We start from the raw sequence: 23,194 nt of genomic DNA, 5'->3' as shown, positions 1-23,194 counted from the left end.
ATCATACGCATCCGAACATGGCTTTGACACGGCTCCCCGCCGCCCGTCTAGACCTTGAATTTCATTTGAAATAATCCAGCCTTTCGCGCCGCCATATAAATGATTACGACCAGCGGGCCGATAAATACGCCGATAACGCCGACCAGCTTAAAGCCTACATATAAGCTTATCAGCGCCGACAATGAACCAATGCCGACGGAATCGCCAAGAATCTTCGGCTCAACGATGCGGCGGAATACCGTAATGACGAGAAACAGCACGATAAGCCCTACGCCCATATAGACATTGCCCGTAAGGATCAAATAGCTTCCCCATGGCACGAGCACCGACCCCGTTCCAAGGATCGGCATAATATCAACGACAATGATAAGCAGCGCAATCGCCAGCGGATATTTAATATCCAAAATCAGAAGGCCGATTAACGAAATAATGTATGTAAGTGCGCTCAAAATAAACTGGGAACGCAAGAAGCCAAAAATGGACTTCTTGAGATTATTCAATAACTCGTTAACCTTCGGCTGCGATTTCTCATCGAACAAAGAAAGCACGGTCGTTTTCATCGTATTCAGGCTGAAGCTCATCATATACACCGCAACCAAAAAGACGATGAAAAAGATGAACATTCCCGGAATGCTGGAAGCGAACGCAATCACCGTATTCGATAAGGTACCGACCATTTTCGTTAAGGTGCTTGTAAGCCCCATCAACCAATTTTCCAGTGTTTCAATCGTATCTGGCGGGAAGTTCTGGTAAAGCGATTGCGCTTGAATCATCAAATCGTCAACCATGCTGTTGGCATTTTCAAAATAATTAGGCACCTTCTTAAAGAAGGCGATCAGCTCAGCAACGACTTTCACGCCAAGCAGCGCAATGAGACCAATGAGAATGATCGTAAACAGGCTGCTCGAGATCGTGGCGGCCACGAGCCGATTCGTTCGGAATTTTTTCATAAACAGCTGATTGAGCGGCTCGAGAAAAATAGCTACGACAAGCGCCAGCAAAAACGGAGCACCTACCGTAAAACATAAATAGAGCAGCAGCAACCCTACAGCTATAAATACGATTGTCTTGATCGACAACAGCTTCTCCTCCTCTCTCTATTTTTATATGCTTCTTATTGCGCGCTTAAACCTGCAGAAAAGAACAGGCTTCCCGTAAGCTAGTCAACCACTGCGCTGCGCTCATGGAAATTGACATCCCTGTAATACATATCTTTTACAAGCAGATTCGGTCCGCAGCATGCAGCGGCAGGGCAATGGCAATTCACGCTTTGGGCGAGGGAGTGGTCTAACCATTTGTCAAACAAATCTTCGAGCTTGGAGGTATAAATACTGCCGAAAGCAGGAACATCCGAAAAGTCCGTTACGAAAACATCGCCCGTAAACAAGTTGACATTTAGACGGTTGCGTCCGTCAGGGTCGTTGCGAACCGTCACATTCGGCTCATTCGCTAATTTTCTTAGCAGCTTGCGCTCGGATTCATTATTGCTGCATTGATAAAAAGGCAGCGTACCGAATAACATCCAGACTGATTGGTCTCTTGCCTTTAGCAGCCTTTCAATCGCCTCAAGCATCTGCTCTCTGGCGAGTATCGGCAAATCCTTGGCAAAGGAGCTTGGGTACATCGGATGCACCTCATGACGCTGACAGCCCATTTCAACGATCAATCTATGAATCTCATCCATTTTGTCATATGTTCTGTAATTAATCATCGATTCTGCGGAGACAAGCACACCCGTCTCGCTAAGCCGACGCGCATTCTCTATCATTCGTTCATACAGCTTAGCTGCGGTTTCAAGCGAAACTTGATGGCCTGCTCTCGCAAAGCCGATTTGGTGGAAATCCTCTGCCGAGGTGTAGTTAAACGAAATATGCATGACGTCCAGGTAGGGAGCGAGCTGCTCATACCGACTGTAGGGCAGCGTCACATTGGAATTAATTTGGGAGCGGATCCCCCTGCTGCGTGCATATTGAAGCAATGGCACCATATAGTCACGGACGGTTCGGTCAGAGAAGGAAGGCTCCCCGCCTGTTATGCTGATCGTTTCAAGATGCTCCACTTCGTCCAGCCGGTCCAGCATCTGTTTAAGCGGCAGCTTCGCGGGTTCGGATAATACGAGCGTATCCCCAACGGCACAATGCTCACATCTCATATTGCATAGGTTGGATACGGTCATTTCAACGCTTGTCAATCGATGTCTTCCATATTGCTGCAGCGAACGAATGGGATCCCACGGATCATTCGTTGGCGAAAGTACGGATAATGTTCTTCTAGCTTGCTGCAAATCTATCGTGTTCATTTTTTTCAGCACCTGACTTATGATCTGGAATGAAACATTCTTTATTTATTGTAATGCGCGACCGCTAAGGAAGCAAATAAAACGGCGAAAAAAAGAAGCAAAAAGGAGCCTCAGCGGCTCCTAAACGCAAAACACTTTAAATACTCGCGGCATGCTGTACTTCGTTGGTATCGTCATTTACGCTGACGATCATCATCGTAAGCTGCCTTGACAAGTCAATCTCATACGGCAATTTCAATTCTTCGCCCGCTTCATTATATAGGACGCGAATAATCGGACGATGCGGATAAGAGTGATTCAAGTCGGCTACGACTCCCGATTCTCCCGTTTGCAGCTTAACGGTTATCCCAATTGGATAAATGGCAACCTTGTCGCGAAACAGCTGAAGCATCTGCTGCTCATAAAGCGTTCCCGTCCCGGCATACAGCCGTTCAATCGCATGATGCGGAAGCATCGGCGCGCTATAGATGCGATTAGTCGTCATGGCATCGTACGAATCGACCAGCCCGATCCATTTGGCATAATCGTGAATCTCATTTCCTTTGATCCCGCGCGGATAACCGCTTCCGTCTATGCGCTCATGATGCTGGAACGCGCAGTGGGCTACGAGAAGCGGGAGGTTAGGTTCATCCTTCAGCAGCTCATAGCCAATTCTGGCATGCTGCTTCATGGCTTCGAATTCTTCTTTCGAGAGGGAGCCCGGCTTTTTCAGCACATCGATTGAAATTTGAGTTTTGCCGATATCATGCAGCAGCGCCCCCATGCCGAGCGTCGTCAGCTCATCCTTCGTATAACCGTTCGACATGCCCAGAAGCGTCGTATACACGCAGACATTCAAGGAATGCTGGAACAAATAATGGTCGACGGAGCTCATGCCCATCAGCATAATCATCGCATCCTTATGGCTGGATAGATCATCGATAATCATGTTCATCATTTGTTTTAACGGCTGCGCTATATAGGGATATGTGGTCCCCTTCTTACGCTTAGGGCGATCCATCATCTCACGGAAATTCGTGCGGATTTCTTTAAGTGCGAGTTGCATCGTCTCTTCGCTTATGATGGAGGGCGGTACAATATCTTCCGTTTTCGGATCGGCTATATAAACATATTGTATTCCGCACTGCTCCAAGCGGGAAATTAATCTATCGGTCAGCTCTATGTTTTCGCCAAGAAGGACTAGGCCCTCTTGCGAAAATATTTTTTTGGCCAGCTTCATGCCAGGCCTGCATTTCGCAATTGGAAACAAACGCATTTTCTCGATCCTTCCCCATAAAAAGATATGTTAACTATTACATCGGAAAAAGCCGTTCGTAATGTTAATGTACGGGAAATTCACGAAAATCGCAACCATTTTATACTATTTTTTCGACATGATTTGTCGAGAATATACATATTTTCTTTGTTATATCGATTCGTTTCTCCAGCGCATCTGTCGACTTTCGCTGATTGCTGACGGATCCTGAAGCTGATCTTCGATAACGTCCCGTATGAATTCAGGCAAGTAATATTGGTATTGAACCGCTTTGGCCAATGACTCGTAGCCGGCTTTGAAGCTGAACATATCAATCGTGCCAAGCTTATACATCCGTTCGTCCTCCAGCGGCTCTCCATTGACGTGAACCCGGGTGAGCTTGCACATCGGGGGATTGGCGGAATCATAGGTGACGGATAAGCCGTCTACCGCAAGCGTCCCGAGCACGATGCCTCGGAAGCCGTAGCCCTTAATCGGCTTTTGGATGAATTCGGGCAGCAGCGCCTGCTCCAGCGCCGTCCGGATATCCGAGCCGGCAATTGTCATCAGGCACGGATTGATCGGTGACGGACAGAGGGCATGCAGCTCGCCCGCTGTCACGTCCCCCTGCGCGAGGCCGCCGAGCAGCTGCCCCGTATTGACCAAGCCGATCTCGGCATTGGTCCAGCGGCGCAAGCCAGCGGCCAGCAGATTGCCGAGCGGTGATTCCCGCTCGGCCCTGGCGGGCAGCGGCGAAGCGAGCCGGGCAACGACCCGGCTCAGGCGCCGCTGTCCCGCCTCCAGATAGCTGCCGATAATGGCGGCAGCTTCAGGATGCTCCGCCAATGCGGCCGTAGGCACGCAGCTTGCGCGGAACACAGGGCGGGCGGTCGTGTCATCGATCCCGATTTCCACCCGCCCAAGATACTCGCCGAATTTTCCGGCTGCGCAAATCGTAGTGCCGCCGATAATGATCGGCTCCTCTAATAAATGATGCGAATGCGCGCCTAAAATGAGATCGATGCCTTCAAGTCTCTCGGCCATCAAGCGATCAGAGGTTAGTCCCAGATGCGACATCACCACCAATACGTCAACCTGCCTCCGCAGTTCGCCTAATTGCCCGCGCACGGCTTCGAAGGGATCGATAACCTGCCAGCCTAGCAGGGAATAAAAGTCAGTAAACGGCGCCGTTACGCCGATTAAGCCGATGCGCAAGCCGTTTTTGTCAACGATGGTGCTCTGCAGCAGCCATTCAGGGGGCTCACCCGTTGCCGAATCCAACATATTCGCGCATACGATCGCAAATTTAGCACGGTTCACATAAGCATTGGCTATGGTTTGGGACGAATAGGTAAGTCCCTCATTATTCCCTAGCGTAATGACCTCGTATCCCGCGTTATTCAACAATTCTACATTTACAACGCCGTCGCTGCCTTCCGTTTCAACGCGCATCCGGTCCATGTGGTCGCCGCAGTCTACGGCAAGCACCAGGTCGCTTCCGCAAGTGCGCCGCTCCTCTGCGATAAGCGTTGCGATTTGGGCGGCATGCTCAAGACGACTATGTATATCGTTGCTATGAAGTAGAACCACCCGTGTTCGAAAGCTGTCCGTCAAATTCATGCACGCCTCCTTATTCCGTATTGCCAGCGCAGCAAGCCACTCTATTTGTTTTTACGCAATTCTTCGGCAGAAAATGTATGTTTAAATCCGTAAGTCGCTTCCTCGGTCCCGCTCGATGCATTGTGCCCAATCTTAAGCTTGACGATGCTCTTCACATTCAAGCATTTGCTGCTCCCGTTCGGCACGTAAAGCCGAATAGGCCCTGTCTTTTGCAGCGGTTCTCCGTCTAGCTTGTAAAGCACGGCCGCTTCGCCGAGCTGCTCCCAGGGAATGGAAGCCTCGAAGGTATCTGCCGCTTCTACTATCAGCTGGGAGGGCGCAGGAACGGCTTCCACGCCGCCGACCTTCTCCAGCCAGGCCGAATACCAACGCTGCCAATCAAAAGCATCCCCGAACGCGCCAGGAACTCTCTGGGCGATGGGGAAGCTTTTACCTGCCAGCATAGCCATCTCTTCCGGGCTCGTTGCGAAAGAGCCCAGTTTGAAATGTTCGATCTTAATTTCATTCATCTTTTGTCGTCAGCCTCCTATTTGGGACATGCGGCGCTCCGTAGGGACGTGGGTTTGCGCGCCGTCTGCCAGCTTAGCCGCCATCTCATGATTTTCCGGCTTAATGTCCATCGCCCGAAGCAGTAGACGCTGCATTTCTTCCGGCTGCCCAAAAGCATCCTTCACATTTAACTCATCCACCCAGTACAGACACGGCTTGATCGATCCGTCCGCCGTTAAGCGCAGCCGGTTGCAATTGCTGCAAAAGTGATCGCTTATCGGATGAATAAGCCCAAACGATCCGCGGGCACCTTTCATCTGCCAGTCATCGGACGGCCCGTTGCCATGCACGTTCGTTCTCCGGCTAATCTCGTAACCTTCCCGCTCTGCAACTTCAAGCACCCGGGTTAACGGCAAATAATGCTTTTTCCAGTTTTCGTCCGCATGCCCGATCGGCATATATTCGATAAATCTGACATGCATCGGCTGATCGTAGGCCAGCTTTAAAAAATCGGCAATTTCGTCCTCGTTCACTTCTTTGAGCAGTACGCAGTTCAGCTTAATCGGATCGAACCCTACGGCTGCCGCCGCTTCGATTCCTTCCATTACGCGCTTTAATTCGCCGCGCCGTGCGATAAACCTAAATCTGGAGGAATCCAGCGTATCCAAGCTTATGTTTACGCGGTTCAAGCCCGCTGCTTTTAGCGCCTCGGCTTGCTTGGCCAGAAAAATGCCGTTTGTCGTCAATGCTATATCTCGAATCCCTTCAATAGCGGATAATCTACTAATTAATCCGTCGAGTCCCGGCCGAATAAGGGGTTCGCCGCCCGTGATGCGCAGCTTCGTGATTCCGAGAGCCGCACCGGCTTCAACGACTTCGACAATTTGATCGTACGACATCAAATTGTCGGATTCCGTGAAGTCCATTCCTTCCTCAGGCATGCAATACAAACATCGCAAATTACACCGATCCGTCACTGAAATTCGTAAATAATCGTGTACCCGTCCAAAACGATCCGTCAATGTAGGCATGAATCTCACTCCCTTTCTGTCTATGTATTAGCATAACATTTTTTTTTGAATTATGATATTCTATAAACAGCTTTAAGCCTAAATGATGAGAGGTTTTATACCATGACATGTAATTGGTCTATTAAATTATTTGCCGGTCTTCCCGAGCGGCTGGGAGCCCCTTCCATAAATTTGCAAGCCGATACCGATCAAATGAGCGTCGCTGAATTGAAAACCGTTATCTCTTCCCGGTACCCGGACCACAAGGCATTGATTCAAATCGCGTTTATCGCGCGAAACCATGCTTACGCAGCCGAGGATGCGATTGTTCATGCATCAGACGAGCTTGCGCTGCTTCCTCCTGTTTCCGGCGGCGAGGAACCTTCTCCGCCTGTTCAAGAGCTTGCGGAGCGCTTTGTGATCACCTCCGATGTTATTAGCTCGGATGAAGTGCTTGCAAAAGTAATCGTACCCGAGCACGGAGCCGCCATTTCGTTTGTCGGCACGACGCGCGAATGGACGCATGGACAGCGTACGGTTAGATTGGAATACGAGGCCTACGCACCAATGGCAGTTGTTACGATGCGTCAAATCGGCGATGAAATCTCCGAGCGCTGGCCCAATGCGTTGTGCGCGATCAGCCACCGGATCGGCGTTGTCGGCCTGGCTGAGATCAGCGTCGTTATCGCCGTATCCGCCCCTCACCGTGACAGCTGCTATGAGGCCAGCAGATACGCGATCGAACGCCTCAAACAAATCGTACCTATATGGAAGAAAGAAATATGGGAAGACGGCTCGGAATGGAAAGGACATCAGCTTGGACCTTGGAATCCAACCGGGCAGCTGACTGATTTTTAAAGATCCGGCTGATCCCATTTACCATGCTTCGAAGGAGAACTTAAAAGATGAACCAAAACGATAAACATGCAATCGATTCTCCAGTACAAGATCTTCATCGTTCGGCACGTTATGCGAGACAATCCAGATTTGCTCCAATTGGGGAGAGCGGCCAGCAGCGTCTTGCAAGCAGCCGCGCCGCAGTCGTCGGCATGGGGGCGCTCGGCTCCGTCATCGCCCAGCATCTTGTGCGGTCGGGCGTCGGATACGTCCGGATCATTGACCGCGATATTATTGAATGGAGCAATCTGCAAAGGCAAATGCTGTATACCGAGCAGGATGTCCTCTCTCTGCTGCCAAAGGCTCAGGCTGCCGCGGTTCATTTGCGTGAAATGAACAGTACGGTAACGATCGATCCGATTATTGCCGACTTATCGGCTTCAAATGCGGAAGATTTACTTGCAGGCGTAGACGTCATTATTGACGGCAGCGATAATTTCTCTGTTCGTTACCTAATTAATGATTATAGTGTGATGCACAATATTCCTTGGATTTATGGCGGAGCCGTAGGAGCTTCCGGCATGACTTTGACGATCATTCCAGACCAAACCCCCTGCTACCGATGCTTATTTAATGAGCCTCCACCGCCGGGCACGACCGATACATGCGAGACGGCAGGCGTGATATCGCCAATTATCGATATCGTTGGCTCAATCCAGTCTGCGGAGGCGATTAAGCTGCTTTCCGGCAACGCGGCGGCTCTTCACGGCACGTTGTTTCAAATCGATCTCTGGAACCATGCTTGGCTGCCGGTTGCCGTTGCGAATGCAAAAAGAAGCGATTGTCCGTGCTGCGGCAGGCAGCTTTTCGAATTTTTGGATGAACGCGTAACAGATGCCTCGGCAGCCACCCTTTGCGGCAGAAACTCCGTGCAGATTACGCCCGGCCAACCTGCTGTTCTCAATTTGAATGAGCTTGCCCAAAGACTGCGTTCCGTTGGTCCCATAACGTCAAATCGTTTCTTGCTGCGGATCGAGTTAAGCGCTGAATTGACCTTTGTCCTATTCAGTGATGGCCGCGCTATCGTACAAGGTACCGATGAATTGACAAAAGCAAGGTCAATTTATGCTGAAATTTTAGGTAATTAGTCGTTTTTATAATATCCTCTTATTGCCAATCCGATCATTCATTGCTACTATTGTAGGTATATATCGCTACTACAATCAATTGGGGTGTCTTGATGAGGGTTCATGTTACAGACTTAATAGATGGAGACCGGCTAAGCAACGATACGTTTAACGAATACGGGCTTCACGTACTCTCCAAAGGAACAGTTCTCAATAGCCAAGAAATATCAAGATTATTTCAACATCGGGTTGATTATGTCGATATCGATCAAAGAGTTTCGGAGATTTCCGAGGGACGGACGCTTGAATCGACTATAAATCCAAGATGGCTTCCTACTGTACAGCCCCTTTACGAAAACGCTGTCAAAAACTTTGAAGGACTGTTCACGCAAGCATCCACACAAGGCAATATCGACGTTAACGAGGTATCGCAAATGTTCCAGCCTCTGCTTAACAATCTTCAGCTAGAGCGCGATGTCGTATCGATGCTTCTTTTACTCAATACACAGGATGATTATACCTATCAGCATTCCGTGCAAGTAGGCATGCTCTCCTACTACCTTGCAACTTGGGTCGGTTATGCGAACGAAGATGCGATACAAGTTGGTAAAGCCGGTTTTCTACACGATATCGGAAAATGCCGAATTGATGAACAGATCTTAAATAAGCCAGGCAAGCTTACTTCTGAAGAATACGAAGAAGTGAAGAAGCACACGATATACGGTCACGAAATTATTTCCAAATCATTCGATGAGCCTTTTGTCGCTTTTGGAGCACTTCAGCATCATGAACGGAATGACGGTACGGGTTACCCTCATGGTCTCACCGGAGACGCAATACACCCCGTATCCAAAATCATTGCCGTCGTTGATATTTACAGCGCGATGATTTCGCAGCGCGTCTATCAGCAAAAACGTGATTTGCTTTTCGTTCTAAAGGAGTTATATAGACTAAGCTTCAAGGAACTTGATCCCTATACGGCCCATACGTTTATTAAACACATGATGCCAAATTTCATCGGCAAACAGGTTGAGCTAGTGAGCGGAGAAAGCGGAATCATCGTGATGACGCATCCGACAGAGTTTTTCCGTCCGCTTATCCAAATCGGAGATAAATTCATCGATATGGCCGTTGAACGCGAATACGAAATCAAGCAAGTGTTTTTATAAAAATAAGCCAAAAAAACTCAATCGCGATAATAACGCGGTTGAGTTTTTTGTCTTTAACTCTCTCAGCAACATATAGCAATGGAATATCGTCAAGACTGTAAGGGCTGCCAGCGGTACCCAAAACCGTCTTGAGGTGAACGTATGTGAAGAGCATTATTTTGATTTTATCCGCCGCTGCATTGCTTTCTGGATGTCGTACGGAATCATCCACTGCCCAAATAGCTAATCCAAGCCATGTACCAAGTATGCATGTCGTTTCGCCGCCTGCCGATCTTGACGGCGAAAAAGTCATCGTCTATCGCTTGGAAGACAACAGCGAGCAGACTGGTGAAACCATTTCGAATGAGTTGAAGCTCACCGATACTGATTTAATCAATGTATTTAAACTAGCCTTTCGGGACGCCCAGCCTTTAAATGGCATTGTGAAAGGATTGCCCCCCTCCTATAAGGTCGTTATTAACAAAGACGAATATGACTTATGGATTGGTGAAGGAAAAACAGCCATGATTGCTTACGCGGGAGACAGTCATACGATGTATAGGCTATCCGCATCCGCCACTTTTAAGCTCAAAGAAATCGTAACTTGGTCAGAACCTCAAAAGCCCGTACAGGGACTCATTATGGATAAAGAAATTCAAGGTAATTCGTTTCGCGTTTTAGTTGCAATCAATTGGACTGGCCGTACTCCTATTAATATTACAATGGATGATATTTTCAAGGATTCCTATAAAGCGAATGAACTTGCATGGTACACCGTAGACCAAGAGTTTTATGTCCAAACCTGCATTGGGCAGCGTGTTTCTATTATTGCAGCAGCTGAGCAGTTGGAGTCTAAGCCGCCGATCCGATTCTCGATCACGGCGCGTCTGCTTGAGCCGCGCCTGGATAAATCCAGCTTTTACTTAAAGCTCGTAGAGGAAGAACTGATCAGGCAGCAATTGCTCCTCAAGCCTATTCGTCATGAGAATGAATGGGTTCTGACAGGTGTTACACCAAGCAGGTATACGGTTGGCCCTATGAAAAACGAAAACAAGCCTGCGAGCCTTGAGCAGCTCTCCGTTTACATTTTCAAATCTGAGAAGCAGCTTGAAGCAGGTCTCGAGGATTTCCACAAGCAAACCGCTTTAATGGATTTGGTTTACCCGCGTATCTATAAAATCAACAATGTCATGTTATTCTACTGGGCCCTCAGCGACATGGATAAGCAAACGATATTGGGTCCATCCTTCGCTAAAGCTGCTGAGCAGCTGTTGTTAAAATAAACAAAACAGAAAAAAGCCCCTTTGCAGGGGCTTTTTCTAGTTGGCAGGCGGTTATTAACCGATACTGCCTTCCATTTCGAATTTGATCAAACGGTTCATCTCTACCGCGTACTCCATCGGAAGTTCCTTGGTAAATGGCTCAATGAAGCCCATAACGATCATTTGCGTAGCTTCTGCTTCGCTAAGACCACGGCTCATCAAGTAGAACAACTGATCCTCAGAAACCTTTGATACGGTTGCTTCATGCTCAAGCGTGATGTTGTCATTCAGAATTTCGTTATAAGGAATCGTATCCGAAGTCGATTCATTATCAAGAATGAGCGTATCGCATTTGATATTCGCTTTCGCGCCGTCGGAGTTGCGTCCGAAGGAAGCAAGACCGCGGTACGTTACTTTACCGCCATGTTTACTGATGGATTTCGAAATGATCGTAGAGCTCGTATCTGGCGCTAGGTGAGTCATTTTCGCTCCTGCATCCTGATGCTGGCCTTTACCGGCAACGGCAATGGACAATACCATGCCTTTCGCGCCGCGGCCGCGCAATACGACAGCTGGGTACTTCATTGTCAGCTTGGAGCCGATGTTTCCGTCTACCCACTCCATCGTTGCATTCTCGTCCGCTACTGCACGTTTCGTAACCAGGTTATAAATATTCGGAGCCCAGTTTTGAATCGTCGTATAACGAACGCGTGCATTTTTCTTAACCAAAATCTCAACAACTGCGCTGTGCAGTGAGTTTGTGCTGTATACCGGAGCCGTACAGCCTTCAACATAGTGAACGGAGCTGTCTTCATCAGCGATTATTAGCGTACGCTCGAATTGCCCCATGTTCTCGGAGTTGATACGGAAATAGGCTTGCAATGGAACCTCGCACTTAACGCCCTTAGGAACGTAGATGAAGCTTCCGCCTGACCATACCGCGCTGTTCAAAGCTGCAAATTTATTGTCATTCGGAGGAATAATCGTTCCGAAATATTCTTTCATCAGATCAGGGTACTCACGAAGCGCAGTGTCCGTATCCGTGAAAATTACGCCTTGCTTCTCAAGATCCTCTTGCATGCTGTGGTAAACGACCTCTGACTCGTATTGAGCCGATACGCCGGCAAGAAACTTTTGCTCAGCCTCTGGGATACCAAGCTTGTCAAACGTTTCTTTAATTTCGGAAGGAACCTCTTCCCAAGTCTTGCCTTGCTTATCCGATGCACGAACATAATATTGAATGTCGTCGAAATCGAGCTCATCCATATTGCCGCCCCATTTAGGCATCGGCATTTTGAAAAACTGCGCTAGCGATTTCAAACGGAAATCCAGCATCCACTCAGGCTCGCCTTTAATTTCCGAAATCGTGCGTACGATCTCTTCCGTTAACCCTTTGCCTGATTCGAATACGGCTTTGTGCTCGTCACGGAAACCATACTTATAATCTTCCATTTCCGGCATTGATTTAGCCATGGTCATTCACGCTCCTTATTAATCTCATTTTAATGTGATTCTTGCTGCTGCTCGATCCCTTTGCGCAAGGCGTTCCACGCAAGAGTCGCGCATTTGATCCGTGCTGGGAATTTGTTTACACCCGAAAGTGCATCCAGCTCCTCATATTCATCAAATTCAACCGGTTCGCCCTTCATAAGTGCCGAGAACTTCTCAGCCATGGCAAGCGCCTCGTCAAATGTTTTGCCTTTAACCGCCTCTGTCATCATCGATGCCGAGCTCATGCTGATCGAACAGCCTTCGCCGCTAAACTTCGCATCCGTTACTTTACCTTCAACAACCTGGAGCTGAAGCGATATCCGATCGCCGCAAGTCGGGTTATTCAGATTAATGGTAACCGATTCTTCATTCATTGTACCGCGATTCCGAGGATTTTTGTAATGGTCCATTATAACTCTGCGATATAAATCATCCAATTGCATGACCGAAGAACTCCTTTGTTTGTAATAAGGCATCGGCTAAGCGGTCAATTTCATCTTCAGTATTATATAAATAAAAGCTCGCTCTCGCCGTTGCAGATACGTTCAACCAACGCATAAGAGGCTGGCAGCAATGATGGCCTGCACGGATTGCGATGCCTTTGGAATCAAGCACGGTCGCCACATCATGCGGATGCACATCCTCCAAATTGAAGGTCACGAGCCCTACACGGTTTTGCTTTGGTCCGTAAAGCGTGATGCCATCAAGCGACGACAATTTCTCATATGCGTACGCAGCTAGGCGTCTCTCGTGCTGATCGATTTCTTCGAGCCCGATTTCCTGTAAAAAGTCGATTGCTGCGCCGAGGCCGACAGCCCCTGCAATAATCGGCGTACCGCCTTCGAAGCGATACGGGATCTCTTTCCAGGTAGACTCGTATAGATCAACAAAATCGATCATCTCGCCGCCGAATTCAATCGGCTCCATCTTGTTAAGCAGCGCCTTCTTGCCATACAATGCGCCGATGCCCGTAGGACCACACATTTTATGGCCGGAAAATGCATAAAAATCAACGTCCAAATCTTGAAGATCGATTTTCATGTGCGGTGTGCTTTGCGCGCCGTCAACAACCATAACAGCGCCATTCCGATGGGCAATCTGCGTAATTTCCTTAATCGGATTAATAAGACCGAGCACATTCGAAACATAAGTAACCGATACGACCTTCGTTTGCGGAGTGATCGTTTTCTCGACATCCTCCAAAGAAATCGTGCCATCCGGCTGCATCGGTATATATTTCAAGGTTGCGCCTGTCGCTTTCGCTGCTTGCTGCCATGGAATCAAGTTGCTGTGATGCTCCATCGGCGTGATGACGATTTCGTCGCCTTCGCCGCACATCGAGCGTGCGTAGCTCGATGCAACCAAATTCAGCGCCGTCGTTGTGCCCCGGGTAAATATGATTTGCTCCGGTGCTCCCGCATTCAGAAATTTCGCTACCTTCTCGCGCGCTCCCTCATAGGCATCAGTCGCCCTGGAACCAAGTGAATGCACGCCGCGATGAACGTTCGCGTTATCCAGCTCATAGTACCGATTAACCGCATCAATGACGGAGCGCGGCTTCTGCGAAGATGCCGCGCTGTCTAGATAAACGAGCGGATGCCCGTTTATTTCTTGATGCAATATCGGGAATTGCTCCCGAATCGCATTTATATTCATCCCTCTAGCTTCCTTTCGAGCAAACGCTGAAGCTGACCGCGAACCGCCTCGACAGGAATTTCCGAAACGACCGGTGCCAAAAAGCCGTAAATGATTAAACGTTCAGCGTCTTGCTTAGATATACCGCGTGACATCAGGTAATAGACCTGCTCCGGGTTAACTTGCCCAACGCTTGCCGCATGACCGGCAGTAACATCATCTTCATCAATAAGCAAAATCGGATTGGCGTCGCCGCGCGCTTTCGGGCTAAGCATTAGCACCTTCTCGGTTTGTACACCGTTCGCTTTCGTCGCACCTTTCTCGATCTTCGTAATTCCGTTAATAATCGCCGAAGCGGAGTCTTTCATAACCGCACGGGTTACCATGTTGCTGTCCGAGCTTTTGCCGAAATGCACGGCTTGCGTCGTCAAGCTGTTTTGCTGCGCGTTTTTGCCAACGCTGATAACCTTCGCATCGGAAGTGGAGCCTGTGCCTCTCAGCATGGATTTAGTATCGGACAACGTATTACCGTCGTTCAAATCACCGATAATCCATTCCATTTGACCGTCGTTTTCAATCACCGAACGACGGATCGACATATCGACGCCAGTCTCGCCCATATGATGGATTGAGCTGAAGCGAACGTGAGCGCCCGGCTTAACGAACACTTCAACGACAGAAGGATGTACGAACGGCGCGCTGCTGGCGCCTGGTTCCGAAACTACGCAATCCACGTAGGTCACTCGGCTATTATTATCCGCAACGATCAGGATATGCGGAGCAAATGTTGCTTCGGCATTGTCGTTGTAGAAAATAGCCTGCAGCGGAAGCTCGACTTCTACGTTTTTAGGAACATAGACGAAGACTCCGCCGTTCCATATGGCTGCATGCAGCGCTGTAAGTTTATCTTCGTTCTTCGCCACGGCTTGGAACAAATATTTTTGAACGAGCTCGCCATGCTCTTTGCACGCGGTCTCCAGGTCTGTAAAAATAACGCCTTTGCTCGCATATTCGCTTGAAAACTGATTCCATACGATCCCGGAATTGCGTTGTACCAGCAAGTTTTCCGATCCTTCTGCTACCAATTCACGAACAACCTCAGGAAGTTCGCTGATTGCTCCAACCGTTGACGGCTGCTCGTAGCTGCCTACTGCCGTTAAATTCCACCGTTCAATACGAACCTTCTCTGGCTTTGGCCATCCGAGTGTTCCGGCAAGCTCAGCCGCTTCTCCGCGCAGTTCAACAAGCCAGTTCGGCTCGCCTTTGCTGCGTGCCAGCGCTTCGGCAGCTTGACGGTTCGTCGGAGTAGTTAGTTGTGTACTCATCCGTTATGCCCCCTTCTCCGCTTAAGCCTGGCCGACTGTTTCATCTACGATGCCAAGTTCTTCTTTAACCCAATCATAACCTTCGTTTTCCAAACGCTCTGCAAGCTCTGGACCGCCGGATTTAACGATGCGGCCTTGCATCATGACATGGACGAAATCCGGAGTAATATAGTTAAGCAACCGTTGATAGTGAGTAATAATCAAGAATCCGCGGTCTTCCGATCGCATAGCGTTTACGCCTTGCGATACGATACGAAGCGCATCGATGTCAAGACCGGAGTCAATTTCATCAAGCACGACGATTTTAGGATCAAGCAGCATCATTTGCAAAATTTCGTTACGTTTTTTCTCGCCGCCCGAGAAACCTTCGTTCAGGTAACGGTGAGCAAACTCAGCGTTCATTTCCAGTTCCTTCATCTTGCTTTCCATTTTGCGAATGAATTTGATCAACGAAATTTCGTTACCTTCGCCAAGACGCGCATTCAATGCGCTGCGAAGAAAATCGGAATTCGTTACGCCAGGAATTTCGCTTGGATATTGCATAGCAAGGAACAAGCCTGCAAGCGCGCGCTCGTCAACGCCCATTTCAAGAATGTCTTCGCCGTTCAATACGGCCTTGCCTTCGGTTACTTCATATTTAGGATGTCCCATCAAAGCCGATGCCAGCGTGGATTTACCGGTACCGTTAGGGCCCATGATCGCGTGAATTTCTCCACCTTTAATGTCGAGGTTGATTCCTTTTAAAATTTCTTTTCCGTCGATAGCCGCTTTCAGGCCTTCGATGACAAAATGCGTTGCCATGATATGCTGATCCCTCCAAGGTTGGTTTAATTCGCTCAGTCACTTCTATATAGAATAGCTAGCTACTATAGAGTGATTCTCAATGATTCTCAATAATCATTTTAATATAGTTTTTGTTATAAATCAATCCGAGATGTCCTTGTTTCGCTGATTTTGTCTTTTTTTCACGCAAAAAAACTGACATTCTTCGTCTCTCATCTTCTATAATTTCCCCGTAATGACGGAGAATTTGCCGTCCATTCCCGGTTTTCGCCGAAAGCATGCATCCCCATAGCGCTTCCTTAGGCAAGCGCTTGCTGTATCTTTTCCACTTCAGCTTGGAAGGCGGCATCGTCCAATACGGGTACCCTTGCCGGCGTGCCGATTTCCTCATCCAATCTTACCCAAGATTTGCATCCGTTATAAGCCGGCAGCATCGTTATTTCTAATGGGTTCTCCAACCGGTACACACGAAGCACCAAAACATGCAGCGGTTTCGTTTTTTTCCAGCGCAATCTTTCTTCCGCAAACGTATCTGTCCATATATGCAAACCACGCAGACGGTCCAGCGTTTCCTGGTCGGTTATTTCGATATCCGTGGCAACCTCGGCATAAGCCTCAATCGCCACCGAATCCGCGTCCAAAGACCAGCCTGCAAGCGTTTCGTCCAAATCAGCCGCGAACGGCTCCTTTAAAAGATGCTTTTTCTGATGCTCATACGCAGGCATTAAATAAAAGCTAGGGCTTAAAAGCTGAAAATCGCGCGTTTCCTCGATAATCCCGCCTTTGCGCATGACGATGATTTGCTTTCCCTCGACTAGGGCTTTAACGCTGACGGCCCATTCCTTCAACGCAATGTTTTGCGGCTCGTTTTCTGCAGTCATTGTGATTCCTCCATCCAACTCGTCTATAAACTTGTCTATATTTGATAACATTATATCAAACGAAGGTATTCCAAGGCGAAATAATATACATTATACTATGTTGAGATGAATACTGGGCATTGCTGCCCGACTACTAAATCCGGAGGTGGACAGCCATGTCTGCATATCATCCATTAACAGAACAAGAAGCCATTCAAATAGCCTTGTCACTTGACGGGTTCTTCCCGCAAGGCGCTGCACTAACGAGCCGTGAGATCGGCGACGGCAACTTAAACCTGGTGTTTCACATCACTGACCCCGCCAGCGGCAAAAGCCTTATTATGAAACAAGCGCTGCCTTATGCTAAAGTTGTTGGCGAGTCTTGGCCGTTGACGCTTGACCGCGCGCGGATCGAGAGCGAGAAGCTGATTTTGGAAGGCGAGCTTGCTCCGGGTCTTGTTCCGATCGTATTTAAATACGATCCCGAACTTTATCTGACCATCATGGAGGATTTAAGCGATCACATCATTATGCGCCAAGGATTAATCGGCGGCACGCGTTATCCCAAGTTCGCGGATGATATCTCAACCTTTATGGCCCGCACGTTATTTCTCACTTCCGATCTGGGAATGAACCAGCAGGAGAAGAAGCTTCGCGTAAAAGATTTTGTTAATCCCGAGCTGTGCAAAATAACAGAGGATCTTATTTTCGATGACCCGTATACCGATTCGCCGAATAACAGCTTTGATCCGGCCATTCGGGATGCTGCCGAAGCGCTGTGGCAGGATCAACAGCTTCATTTGGAGGTCGCGATCCTGCGCGATAAGTTCTTGACTAACGCACAGGCGCTGCTTCACGGGGACCTACACACGGGTAGTGTATTTGTAACGCCAGAATCCACGAAGGTCATTGATCCAGAGTTTGCCTATTACGGTCCGATCGGCTTTGACATTGGAGCCGTTATCGCGAATTTGCTTTTAAACTATGCCGGACAGGAACATTGGATTGCAGATGCAGGCAAACGCAGCGATTTCCGTCAGTACCTAACCGATACCGTTCGCGATGTTTGGAATATGTTTGACCAAAAATTCCGTGCCCTTTGGAATGAGCAAGGATTGGATCGGATCGCGTCTTCCACGCCGGCATACCAAGAATACTACATGAACCGTTTGCTGCAGGATGCAATTGGGTTTGCAGGCTGCAAAATGGTACGCCGAATCGTCGGCTTATCGCATGTCGCGGACATTGACCGCATCCCCGATGCTGCTGCGAAAGAGAAAGCACAGCGTTTGGCTCTAGCAATCGGAACATCCCTTATCCGGAACAACCGCAAGGCGCAATCCATCGAGGAAGTTATCGACGCGGCCTTATCCCAAACAAATAATTGATTGAAACAGAGAGGATTTGACATCATGACAACGAATTACGCTGGTTTGCAATCCGTGATTTGGACGAAGGACAGGGTTGATCTGCTTGATCAGCGGCTTTTGCCCGAGGAGATCGTATATTTGCCCCTATTGACCGCAGAGGATGTTTGGGAGGCCATTCGCCATCTGAAGGTTAGAGGAGCGCCGGCAATCGGAATATCCGCAGCTTACGGCGTTGTGCTTGGCAGCCGGGACGAGAATACTTCCGAGGCTTGGCTCTCTCAGGTTATCAAACAAGCAGAATATCTTGCTACATCCAGACCAACCGCTGTTAATTTGTTTTGGGCGCTCGACCGCATGAAGGCCGCAGCTGCTTCCTATGTTGAGCAGGGCTTGTCCCTGGAAGAAAGCAAGGCCGCATTGCTGACGGAAGCGATCGCGATCCAAAGCGAGGACGAGGAGACGAATCGATTGATTGGGGTGCATGCATTGTCGTTGTTCAAGGACGACATGGGTGTCCTTACCCATTGCAATGCCGGCGGCTTGGCGACTGCTAAATACGGTACGGCGCTTGCCCCGTTTTACTTGGCTTTGGAGCAAGGCATTACGCTTCGCGTATATGCCGATGAGACGCGTCCGGTGCTGCAAGGTGCCCGATTAACGGCATTCGAATTACAACAGGCCGGCGTAGACGTCACGCTCATCTGCGATAACATGGCTGGCATGATCATGGCCAAAGGCTGGGTGGACGCCGTTATTGTCGGTACGGACCGCGTTGCGGCAAATGGCGATGTCGCCAACAAAATCGGTACTTACAGCGTTGCTGTATTAGCCAAAGCGCATGGCATTCCTTTTTATGTAGCGAGTCCGCTTTCGACCATCGATTTAAACACGCCAACCGGTGCAGAAATTCCGATTGAAGAAAGAAATGCCGAAGAAATCACGGAAGGCTTCGGTAAACGTACGGCGCCTCAAGGCATTAAAGTGTACAATCCAGCCTTTGACGTTACGCCAAATGAATACGTTACTGCCATTATTACGGAAAAGGGCATCATTCAAGCCCCTTACGATGTCAACCTGCGCAAGATTTTCGAATAAATAACGAATAAAAAAATAGCCCTAATCTGATGTGCGTAGTCTTATTCTCCAGCACAGAGGATTAGGGCTATTTACCTGTCTTTTAGAGCATCAGCCGGAGTGCCTCTGAACCCTTCATGCCTGCAACGATTCCGATTGACTCGGCAGAGGTTGTAACCGACTCCAAAGGGGCTGCCATCAGCTCCTCCAACGTTCGTACGCCGACGGCGCGGCCGGCCAATATTTCCCTGTCCTTGAGACGTTCATTTAGCAGGGCAACATCTAACGCTCCGCACATAATGTATCCTTTATCTGTCATAATCGCGAGCAAAGTTGTTTTGGGCAGCTTCACTTCAACGCCCAGAACGGTTTCACCATTCTCAAGTATGAAAGGTACCATCCGCATCATACGGGATCCACCCCCTTCGTTTCACATAATTAAGAGGAATTGCACTGCAACATCATTATATGCAGCAAATATTTGGGCAGTGTTGAATAAATGCTTTTTTACAGCCTACATGAAAGCCTAAATTAGTGGTATATTAGTACTACATCATTCAGTACGGAGGTACTATGGAAAAACATCGCTCAGCCCCAGACCGATCTTCCTTTGTTTTTAACATCGAGGTGCTAGTTGAAGGGAACAACAATGCTGAAGCTTTGGAACAATTGCTTCATTCGCTTAATCGTTCAGGCCTCATTGATTTTCGCATTTTATCCGGCATCCGGTTAGGCGATCAAATCGATCAGCGTAAAACGAATGCACAGTCCGTTCAAAACATCCCCATACCATCGGCGCGAACTGAAAACGTTACCATATCAAACCAGGCAGGCAAGAACACCGTTCAAAGTAACGTTAAGCTTAACGATAAACCGGCAGACAAGCCTGCAACAGAGCCGTTAGAAGAACTGAGTTATTTCGATAAAATAAAAATGATCATGAAAAATAATACGCTCATTAGACTGATCGTGAACAAGGGGTTAGGCATAAAGCTCAGCATCCCGTGCAGAATCATCAATTTGGATGAATCCGAACACATTATTACCGTATACCATGTCGATGAGAAACAAGTGTATACGTTCCGGTTAAATGAAATCGAAGACTTTTCATATTAATACATCAGCACAAAAAAACCGTTCAACTGACGTTTTCATCGTCAATGAACGGTTTTTTTTATACATAGCCCGGTGTTAGCATTTGTTCAATATTTTCACTCGATACGGGAGGACTCCAGAAGTAGCCTTGCATTTCATCGCATTTGTGCTTGCGTAAGAACGCCATTTGCTCTTCAGTCTCAACGCCCTCCGCTATTACCTGTATATTGAGGTTGTGGGCCATCGCAATAATGGCCGCAACGATCTCTGCATCACTCGGGTCCTGCTGGATATCGCGTACGAAGGAACGGTCGATTTTCAGGCGGTCAATCGGGAAATTTTTTAAATAATGAAAGGAACTATAACCCGTGCCAAAATCATCGACGCTGATATTGACGCCTAAATCCGTTAAATCCAATAAACATCTGGATACATGGCTCACATCCATAGTCATTGACTCCGTAATTTCAAGATCCAAATATTTAGCATCAAGGCCCGTTTTCTCCAGCACGGCGGATACCTTGCTTGCCAAATCATTTTGCACGAATTGCCTAATGGATAAGTTTACGGATACCGGCATTAAGGGCAAACCCGCATCTTGCCATGCTTTGTTTTGGCGGCATGCTTCTTCCAGCACCCAATCGCCAATTTGTACGATCATACCGCTTTCTTCTGCTAACGGAATAAAGTTTCCTGGCGGGATCATCCCCTTTTGCGGATGATTCCAGCGCACAAGTGCTTCGACGCCAACCATTGTTCCTGATACGAGATCGTATTGCGGCTGATAATGAAGGATAAACTCTTCCCGCTGTATAGCGCGGTACATCTCATGTTGAAGCGTAAGCCGCTCAAGCGACGAGTTGCTCCAGCTGTCCGAATAAAGCAGGCAATCGTTTTTACCGCTTTCCTTTACCTTCACCAGCGCCATATCGGCTTTCTTGATCAACGCATAACTATCGTCGTTCTCATCCCGGTTGGTTACCAATCCGATACTAGCCGTAATATGCAGCGGAAACCCGCTTAATTCATAAGGTTCCTCGATTGATTTCAGAAGCTGTCTGGATAATTCAAGCAGATGCTTCTCCGATTGCAAATTGCAATACAACAAGGCGAATTCATCGCCTTCCATTCGGGCTGCAAAATCATTTTCCGAGAAGTCCCGGTTCAGCCTTTCAGCGACCTGCATTAATAGGATATCGCCGAATTCGCGGCCGAAGGACGCGTTGACCAGCTTAAAACGATCCAAATCCAAGTAGCATATGCCGACCACCCGTTCCTCTTCCTTAGCTCTTGCAAGCGTCTCGGTCAGCTTCATTTGGAACAAGGTGCGATTCGGCAAACCGGTCATATCATCGTAATAAGCCATGTAGCGAATCCGTTCAACGTTCCGTTTACGGTCGCTTAAATCCTGACTGATGATTACGGTGCCGATAACCTCATCTTCCTGCATCATCGGGGAACAAACGACTTGAAGCTCCAGCGGAAATCCGGAACCATGGGTAATATTAATATTGATCTGCTTCGTTTCGCCTAAGAGAGCCTGCTCGAACGTTTCATTCAGCAATGACCGGCTACTGGGATCGACGATCCGTAATATCGGATCGCCAAGAAGCTCTGTCCGGTGATAGCCAAGCGTACGGCTTGAAGCTTCGTTCATCTCTATAACCATACCGCCTTTATCGAGAACCGCCAGGGGTACTGCATCCGATCGAAGCAAGGTTTCGACGATGGCCGTATGATAATTTTGGAAGTTGAACGTAACGCTTCGCTTAATATAAACAATAATCGCGGTTACGAACAGCGATGCCGCTATGGCCGCAGCGGTCCATTTGTACATTGATTCGGAAATAAGCAAAAAGGAGACGGCGCTCCAAACCAAAGCAAGAGCAGTCAGAAGGCAGCTAATGATCACCGATCCGTTAAATGTTTGTTTGAACTGTTTTGTTTTTTCAGGAAAACCATCCATCCGTTTCGTCACGCACAAACGTCCTTCCTCTATTTCGAGTCAAGTGAGTGTTCGCTTTATTATAAACGATGTATGCCTTCCGGTATAGAAATATTTACTAAAGTTTATTATTTCAATGCATGACCGAGAATAATGCCATCTTTCCTTTAAATGACATTTTATCATTTTTTATTTTGGTTTAATGCCGAAATAATTACGCAAGTCCAGCCCGCAAGAATGGCTAAGCCGCCTATAGGCGTAATCATACCGAGCTTGCTAAAGCCGCTTATCGCAAGGACATACAGGCTTCCGCTGAAAATGACCATGCCCGCCAAGATAAGCCTGCCGCCGTTCAATGCCAGCTTTCCTGCTTCGATCTGCTTGGCAAACAAAGCAATAAGCATAAGTCCAAGAGCGTTATACATATGATAGCGAACGCCCGTTTCGAAGATATCAAGATAATGCTCAGTCAATTTCTGTTCTAATCCGTGCGCTCCGAAAGCGCCAAGCGCGATCGCGATTGCAGCGTTTATTGCGCCGATTGTAAAATATTTTGGAAACATGTGGTTTTCAATCCTTTCAAATTTGTG

22 protein-coding genes are annotated in these 23,194 nt (G+C 48.2%); 7 read left to right on the top strand and 15 right to left on the bottom strand.

Annotation, left to right across the window (positions count from 1 at the left end; translation table 11 throughout):
* Positions 1-47 precede the first annotated feature (47 nt).
* From ytvI to moaA, 6 genes are all read right to left on the bottom strand, one after another.
* Complete coding sequence (ytvI, locus tag MRBLPE1_RS29220; protein WP_364152857.1) at positions 48-1,079, bottom strand: sporulation integral membrane protein YtvI; 1,032 nt, start codon at positions 1,077-1,079, stop codon at positions 48-50.
* Between the two features lie 80 nt (positions 1,080-1,159).
* Positions 1,160-2,299, bottom strand: coding sequence for a radical SAM/CxCxxxxC motif protein YfkAB (gene yfkAB / locus MRBLPE1_RS29215; protein WP_364152854.1), 1,140 nt, complete (start codon positions 2,297-2,299; stop codon positions 1,160-1,162).
* A gap of 136 nt (positions 2,300-2,435) precedes the next feature.
* The gene (locus MRBLPE1_RS29210) at positions 2,436-3,554 is read right to left on the bottom strand and encodes an HD-GYP domain-containing protein (RefSeq protein WP_364152852.1); all 1,119 of its coding nucleotides are present in this window, start codon (positions 3,552-3,554) and stop codon (positions 2,436-2,438) included.
* A 150-nt stretch (positions 3,555-3,704) separates the two neighbouring features.
* The gene (locus MRBLPE1_RS29205; protein ID WP_364152849.1) at positions 3,705-5,153 is read right to left on the bottom strand and encodes a bifunctional metallophosphatase/5'-nucleotidase; all 1,449 of its coding nucleotides are present in this window, start codon (positions 5,151-5,153) and stop codon (positions 3,705-3,707) included.
* Between the two features lie 41 nt (positions 5,154-5,194).
* Positions 5,195-5,662, bottom strand: coding sequence for a hypothetical protein (locus tag MRBLPE1_RS29200; RefSeq protein WP_364152846.1), 468 nt, complete (start codon positions 5,660-5,662; stop codon positions 5,195-5,197).
* A 9-nt stretch (positions 5,663-5,671) separates the two neighbouring features.
* Complete coding sequence (moaA, locus tag MRBLPE1_RS29195; protein ID WP_364152844.1) at positions 5,672-6,673, bottom strand: GTP 3',8-cyclase MoaA; 1,002 nt, start codon at positions 6,671-6,673, stop codon at positions 5,672-5,674.
* 102 nt (positions 6,674-6,775) lie between these two features.
* Between moaA and MRBLPE1_RS29190 the strand changes: the two genes are divergently transcribed.
* The 4 genes from MRBLPE1_RS29190 to MRBLPE1_RS29175 all read left to right on the top strand — a co-directional run bounded on the left by MRBLPE1_RS29190 (position 6,776) and on the right by MRBLPE1_RS29175 (position 11,047).
* Entirely contained in the window at positions 6,776-7,510 is a 735-nt protein-coding gene (locus tag MRBLPE1_RS29190) for a molybdenum cofactor biosynthesis protein (protein WP_364152841.1), read from the top strand.
* A 47-nt stretch (positions 7,511-7,557) separates the two neighbouring features.
* Positions 7,558-8,637, top strand: coding sequence for a ThiF family adenylyltransferase (locus MRBLPE1_RS29185; protein WP_364152839.1), 1,080 nt, complete (start codon positions 7,558-7,560; stop codon positions 8,635-8,637).
* Between the two features lie 92 nt (positions 8,638-8,729).
* Positions 8,730-9,785, top strand: a complete 1,056-nt coding sequence (locus MRBLPE1_RS29180; RefSeq protein WP_364152837.1) for an HD-GYP domain-containing protein — start codon at positions 8,730-8,732, stop codon at positions 9,783-9,785.
* A 143-nt stretch (positions 9,786-9,928) separates the two neighbouring features.
* Positions 9,929-11,047, top strand: coding sequence for a hypothetical protein (locus MRBLPE1_RS29175; RefSeq protein WP_364152834.1), 1,119 nt, complete (start codon positions 9,929-9,931; stop codon positions 11,045-11,047).
* 54 nt (positions 11,048-11,101) lie between these two features.
* On the opposite strand, the gene sufB is transcribed toward MRBLPE1_RS29175, so the two are convergent.
* The 6 genes from sufB to MRBLPE1_RS29145 form a co-directional block, all read right to left on the bottom strand.
* A complete protein-coding gene (gene sufB, locus MRBLPE1_RS29170; RefSeq protein ID WP_364152831.1) occupies positions 11,102-12,499 on the bottom strand; it encodes a Fe-S cluster assembly protein SufB in 1,398 nt (465 codons plus the stop codon).
* A 29-nt stretch (positions 12,500-12,528) separates the two neighbouring features.
* Positions 12,529-12,960 carry a Fe-S cluster assembly sulfur transfer protein SufU gene (sufU, locus tag MRBLPE1_RS29165; protein WP_308996885.1) on the bottom strand — a complete coding sequence of 144 codons (432 nt, stop codon included), beginning with the start codon at positions 12,958-12,960 and terminating at the stop codon, positions 12,529-12,531.
* On the bottom strand, positions 12,947-14,173 hold the full coding sequence (locus MRBLPE1_RS29160; protein WP_364152828.1) for a cysteine desulfurase: 1,227 nt from the start codon (positions 14,171-14,173) through the stop codon (positions 12,947-12,949). The genes sufU and MRBLPE1_RS29160 overlap by 14 nt, the downstream gene beginning before the upstream one ends.
* Positions 14,170-15,477, bottom strand: a complete 1,308-nt coding sequence (gene sufD / locus MRBLPE1_RS29155; RefSeq protein ID WP_364152825.1) for a Fe-S cluster assembly protein SufD — start codon at positions 15,475-15,477, stop codon at positions 14,170-14,172. Before sufD ends, MRBLPE1_RS29160 begins: the two co-directional genes overlap by 4 nt.
* A gap of 21 nt (positions 15,478-15,498) precedes the next feature.
* Complete coding sequence (sufC, locus tag MRBLPE1_RS29150; protein ID WP_308996882.1) at positions 15,499-16,278, bottom strand: Fe-S cluster assembly ATPase SufC; 780 nt, start codon at positions 16,276-16,278, stop codon at positions 15,499-15,501.
* A gap of 281 nt (positions 16,279-16,559) precedes the next feature.
* Positions 16,560-17,141, bottom strand: a complete 582-nt coding sequence (locus MRBLPE1_RS29145) for a DUF1802 family protein (protein ID WP_364152822.1) — start codon at positions 17,139-17,141, stop codon at positions 16,560-16,562.
* Positions 17,142-17,296: 155 nt separating this feature from the next.
* Between MRBLPE1_RS29145 and mtnK the strand changes: the two genes are divergently transcribed.
* Together mtnK and mtnA are read left to right on the top strand one after the other, a co-directional pair.
* Entirely contained in the window at positions 17,297-18,508 is a 1,212-nt protein-coding gene (gene mtnK / locus MRBLPE1_RS29140; RefSeq protein ID WP_364152819.1) for an S-methyl-5-thioribose kinase, read from the top strand.
* Between the two features lie 24 nt (positions 18,509-18,532).
* Positions 18,533-19,585, top strand: a complete 1,053-nt coding sequence (gene mtnA / locus MRBLPE1_RS29135; RefSeq protein ID WP_364152816.1) for an S-methyl-5-thioribose-1-phosphate isomerase — start codon at positions 18,533-18,535, stop codon at positions 19,583-19,585.
* Between the two features lie 82 nt (positions 19,586-19,667).
* Here the strand turns inward: mtnA and MRBLPE1_RS29130 are convergent, their stop codons facing one another.
* Positions 19,668-19,973 (bottom strand): YunC family protein, encoded by a 306-nt coding sequence (locus MRBLPE1_RS29130; RefSeq protein ID WP_364152813.1) that lies wholly within the window; start codon positions 19,971-19,973, stop codon positions 19,668-19,670.
* Positions 19,974-20,137: 164 nt separating this feature from the next.
* On the opposite strand from MRBLPE1_RS29130, the gene MRBLPE1_RS29125 reads away from it, so the two are divergent.
* Positions 20,138-20,680 (top strand): hypothetical protein, encoded by a 543-nt coding sequence (locus MRBLPE1_RS29125; RefSeq protein ID WP_364152811.1) that lies wholly within the window; start codon positions 20,138-20,140, stop codon positions 20,678-20,680.
* Positions 20,681-20,738: 58 nt separating this feature from the next.
* On the opposite strand, the gene MRBLPE1_RS29120 is transcribed toward MRBLPE1_RS29125, so the two are convergent.
* Both MRBLPE1_RS29120 and MRBLPE1_RS29115 read right to left on the bottom strand, forming a co-directional pair.
* Positions 20,739-22,637, bottom strand: coding sequence for a putative bifunctional diguanylate cyclase/phosphodiesterase (locus MRBLPE1_RS29120; RefSeq protein WP_364152808.1), 1,899 nt, complete (start codon positions 22,635-22,637; stop codon positions 20,739-20,741).
* 149 nt (positions 22,638-22,786) lie between these two features.
* A complete protein-coding gene (locus MRBLPE1_RS29115) occupies positions 22,787-23,167 on the bottom strand; it encodes a DUF423 domain-containing protein (RefSeq protein WP_364152805.1) in 381 nt (126 codons plus the stop codon).
* Positions 23,168-23,194 lie beyond the last annotated feature (27 nt).

Source organism: Paenibacillus sp. LPE1-1-1.1 (assembly GCF_040676435.1).
Taxonomy (GTDB): domain Bacteria; phylum Bacillota; class Bacilli; order Paenibacillales; family Paenibacillaceae; genus Pristimantibacillus.
The sequence above is the reverse complement of the archived record's forward strand: the minus strand, read 5'-3'. Positions and strand labels throughout refer to the sequence as shown.

Excerpts from the sequence above, each read along its gene's own strand:
- mtnA (WP_364152816.1), top strand. The coding sequence starts at position 18,533 with ATGACAACGAATTACGCTGGTTTGCAATCCGTGATTTGGACGAAGGAC.
- MRBLPE1_RS29210 (WP_364152852.1), bottom strand. The coding sequence starts at position 3,554 with ATGCGTTTGTTTCCAATTGCGAAATGCAGGCCTGGCATGAAGCTGGCC.
- MRBLPE1_RS29205 (WP_364152849.1), bottom strand. The coding sequence starts at position 5,153 with ATGAATTTGACGGACAGCTTTCGAACACGGGTGGTTCTACTTCATAGC.
- MRBLPE1_RS29130 (WP_364152813.1), bottom strand. The coding sequence starts at position 19,973 with ATGATGCGGATGGTACCTTTCATACTTGAGAATGGTGAAACCGTTCTG.
- MRBLPE1_RS29160 (WP_364152828.1), bottom strand. The coding sequence starts at position 14,173 with ATGAATATAAATGCGATTCGGGAGCAATTCCCGATATTGCATCAAGAA.
- MRBLPE1_RS29185 (WP_364152839.1), top strand. The coding sequence starts at position 7,558 with ATGAACCAAAACGATAAACATGCAATCGATTCTCCAGTACAAGATCTT.
- sufD (WP_364152825.1), bottom strand. The coding sequence starts at position 15,477 with ATGAGTACACAACTAACTACTCCGACGAACCGTCAAGCTGCCGAAGCG.
- sufU (WP_308996885.1), bottom strand. The coding sequence starts at position 12,960 with ATGCAATTGGATGATTTATATCGCAGAGTTATAATGGACCATTACAAA.
- sufC (WP_308996882.1), bottom strand. The coding sequence starts at position 16,278 with ATGGCAACGCATTTTGTCATCGAAGGCCTGAAAGCGGCTATCGACGGA.
- MRBLPE1_RS29145 (WP_364152822.1), bottom strand. The coding sequence starts at position 17,141 with ATGACTGCAGAAAACGAGCCGCAAAACATTGCGTTGAAGGAATGGGCC.
- MRBLPE1_RS29125 (WP_364152811.1), top strand. The coding sequence starts at position 20,138 with ATGGAAAAACATCGCTCAGCCCCAGACCGATCTTCCTTTGTTTTTAAC.
- sufB (WP_364152831.1), bottom strand. The coding sequence starts at position 12,499 with ATGGCTAAATCAATGCCGGAAATGGAAGATTATAAGTATGGTTTCCGT.
- MRBLPE1_RS29115 (WP_364152805.1), bottom strand. The coding sequence starts at position 23,167 with ATGTTTCCAAAATATTTTACAATCGGCGCAATAAACGCTGCAATCGCG.
- yfkAB (WP_364152854.1), bottom strand. The coding sequence starts at position 2,299 with ATGAACACGATAGATTTGCAGCAAGCTAGAAGAACATTATCCGTACTT.
- MRBLPE1_RS29180 (WP_364152837.1), top strand. The coding sequence starts at position 8,730 with ATGAGGGTTCATGTTACAGACTTAATAGATGGAGACCGGCTAAGCAAC.
- MRBLPE1_RS29200 (WP_364152846.1), bottom strand. The coding sequence starts at position 5,662 with ATGAATGAAATTAAGATCGAACATTTCAAACTGGGCTCTTTCGCAACG.
- moaA (WP_364152844.1), bottom strand. The coding sequence starts at position 6,673 with ATGCCTACATTGACGGATCGTTTTGGACGGGTACACGATTATTTACGA.
- MRBLPE1_RS29190 (WP_364152841.1), top strand. The coding sequence starts at position 6,776 with ATGACATGTAATTGGTCTATTAAATTATTTGCCGGTCTTCCCGAGCGG.
- mtnK (WP_364152819.1), top strand. The coding sequence starts at position 17,297 with ATGTCTGCATATCATCCATTAACAGAACAAGAAGCCATTCAAATAGCC.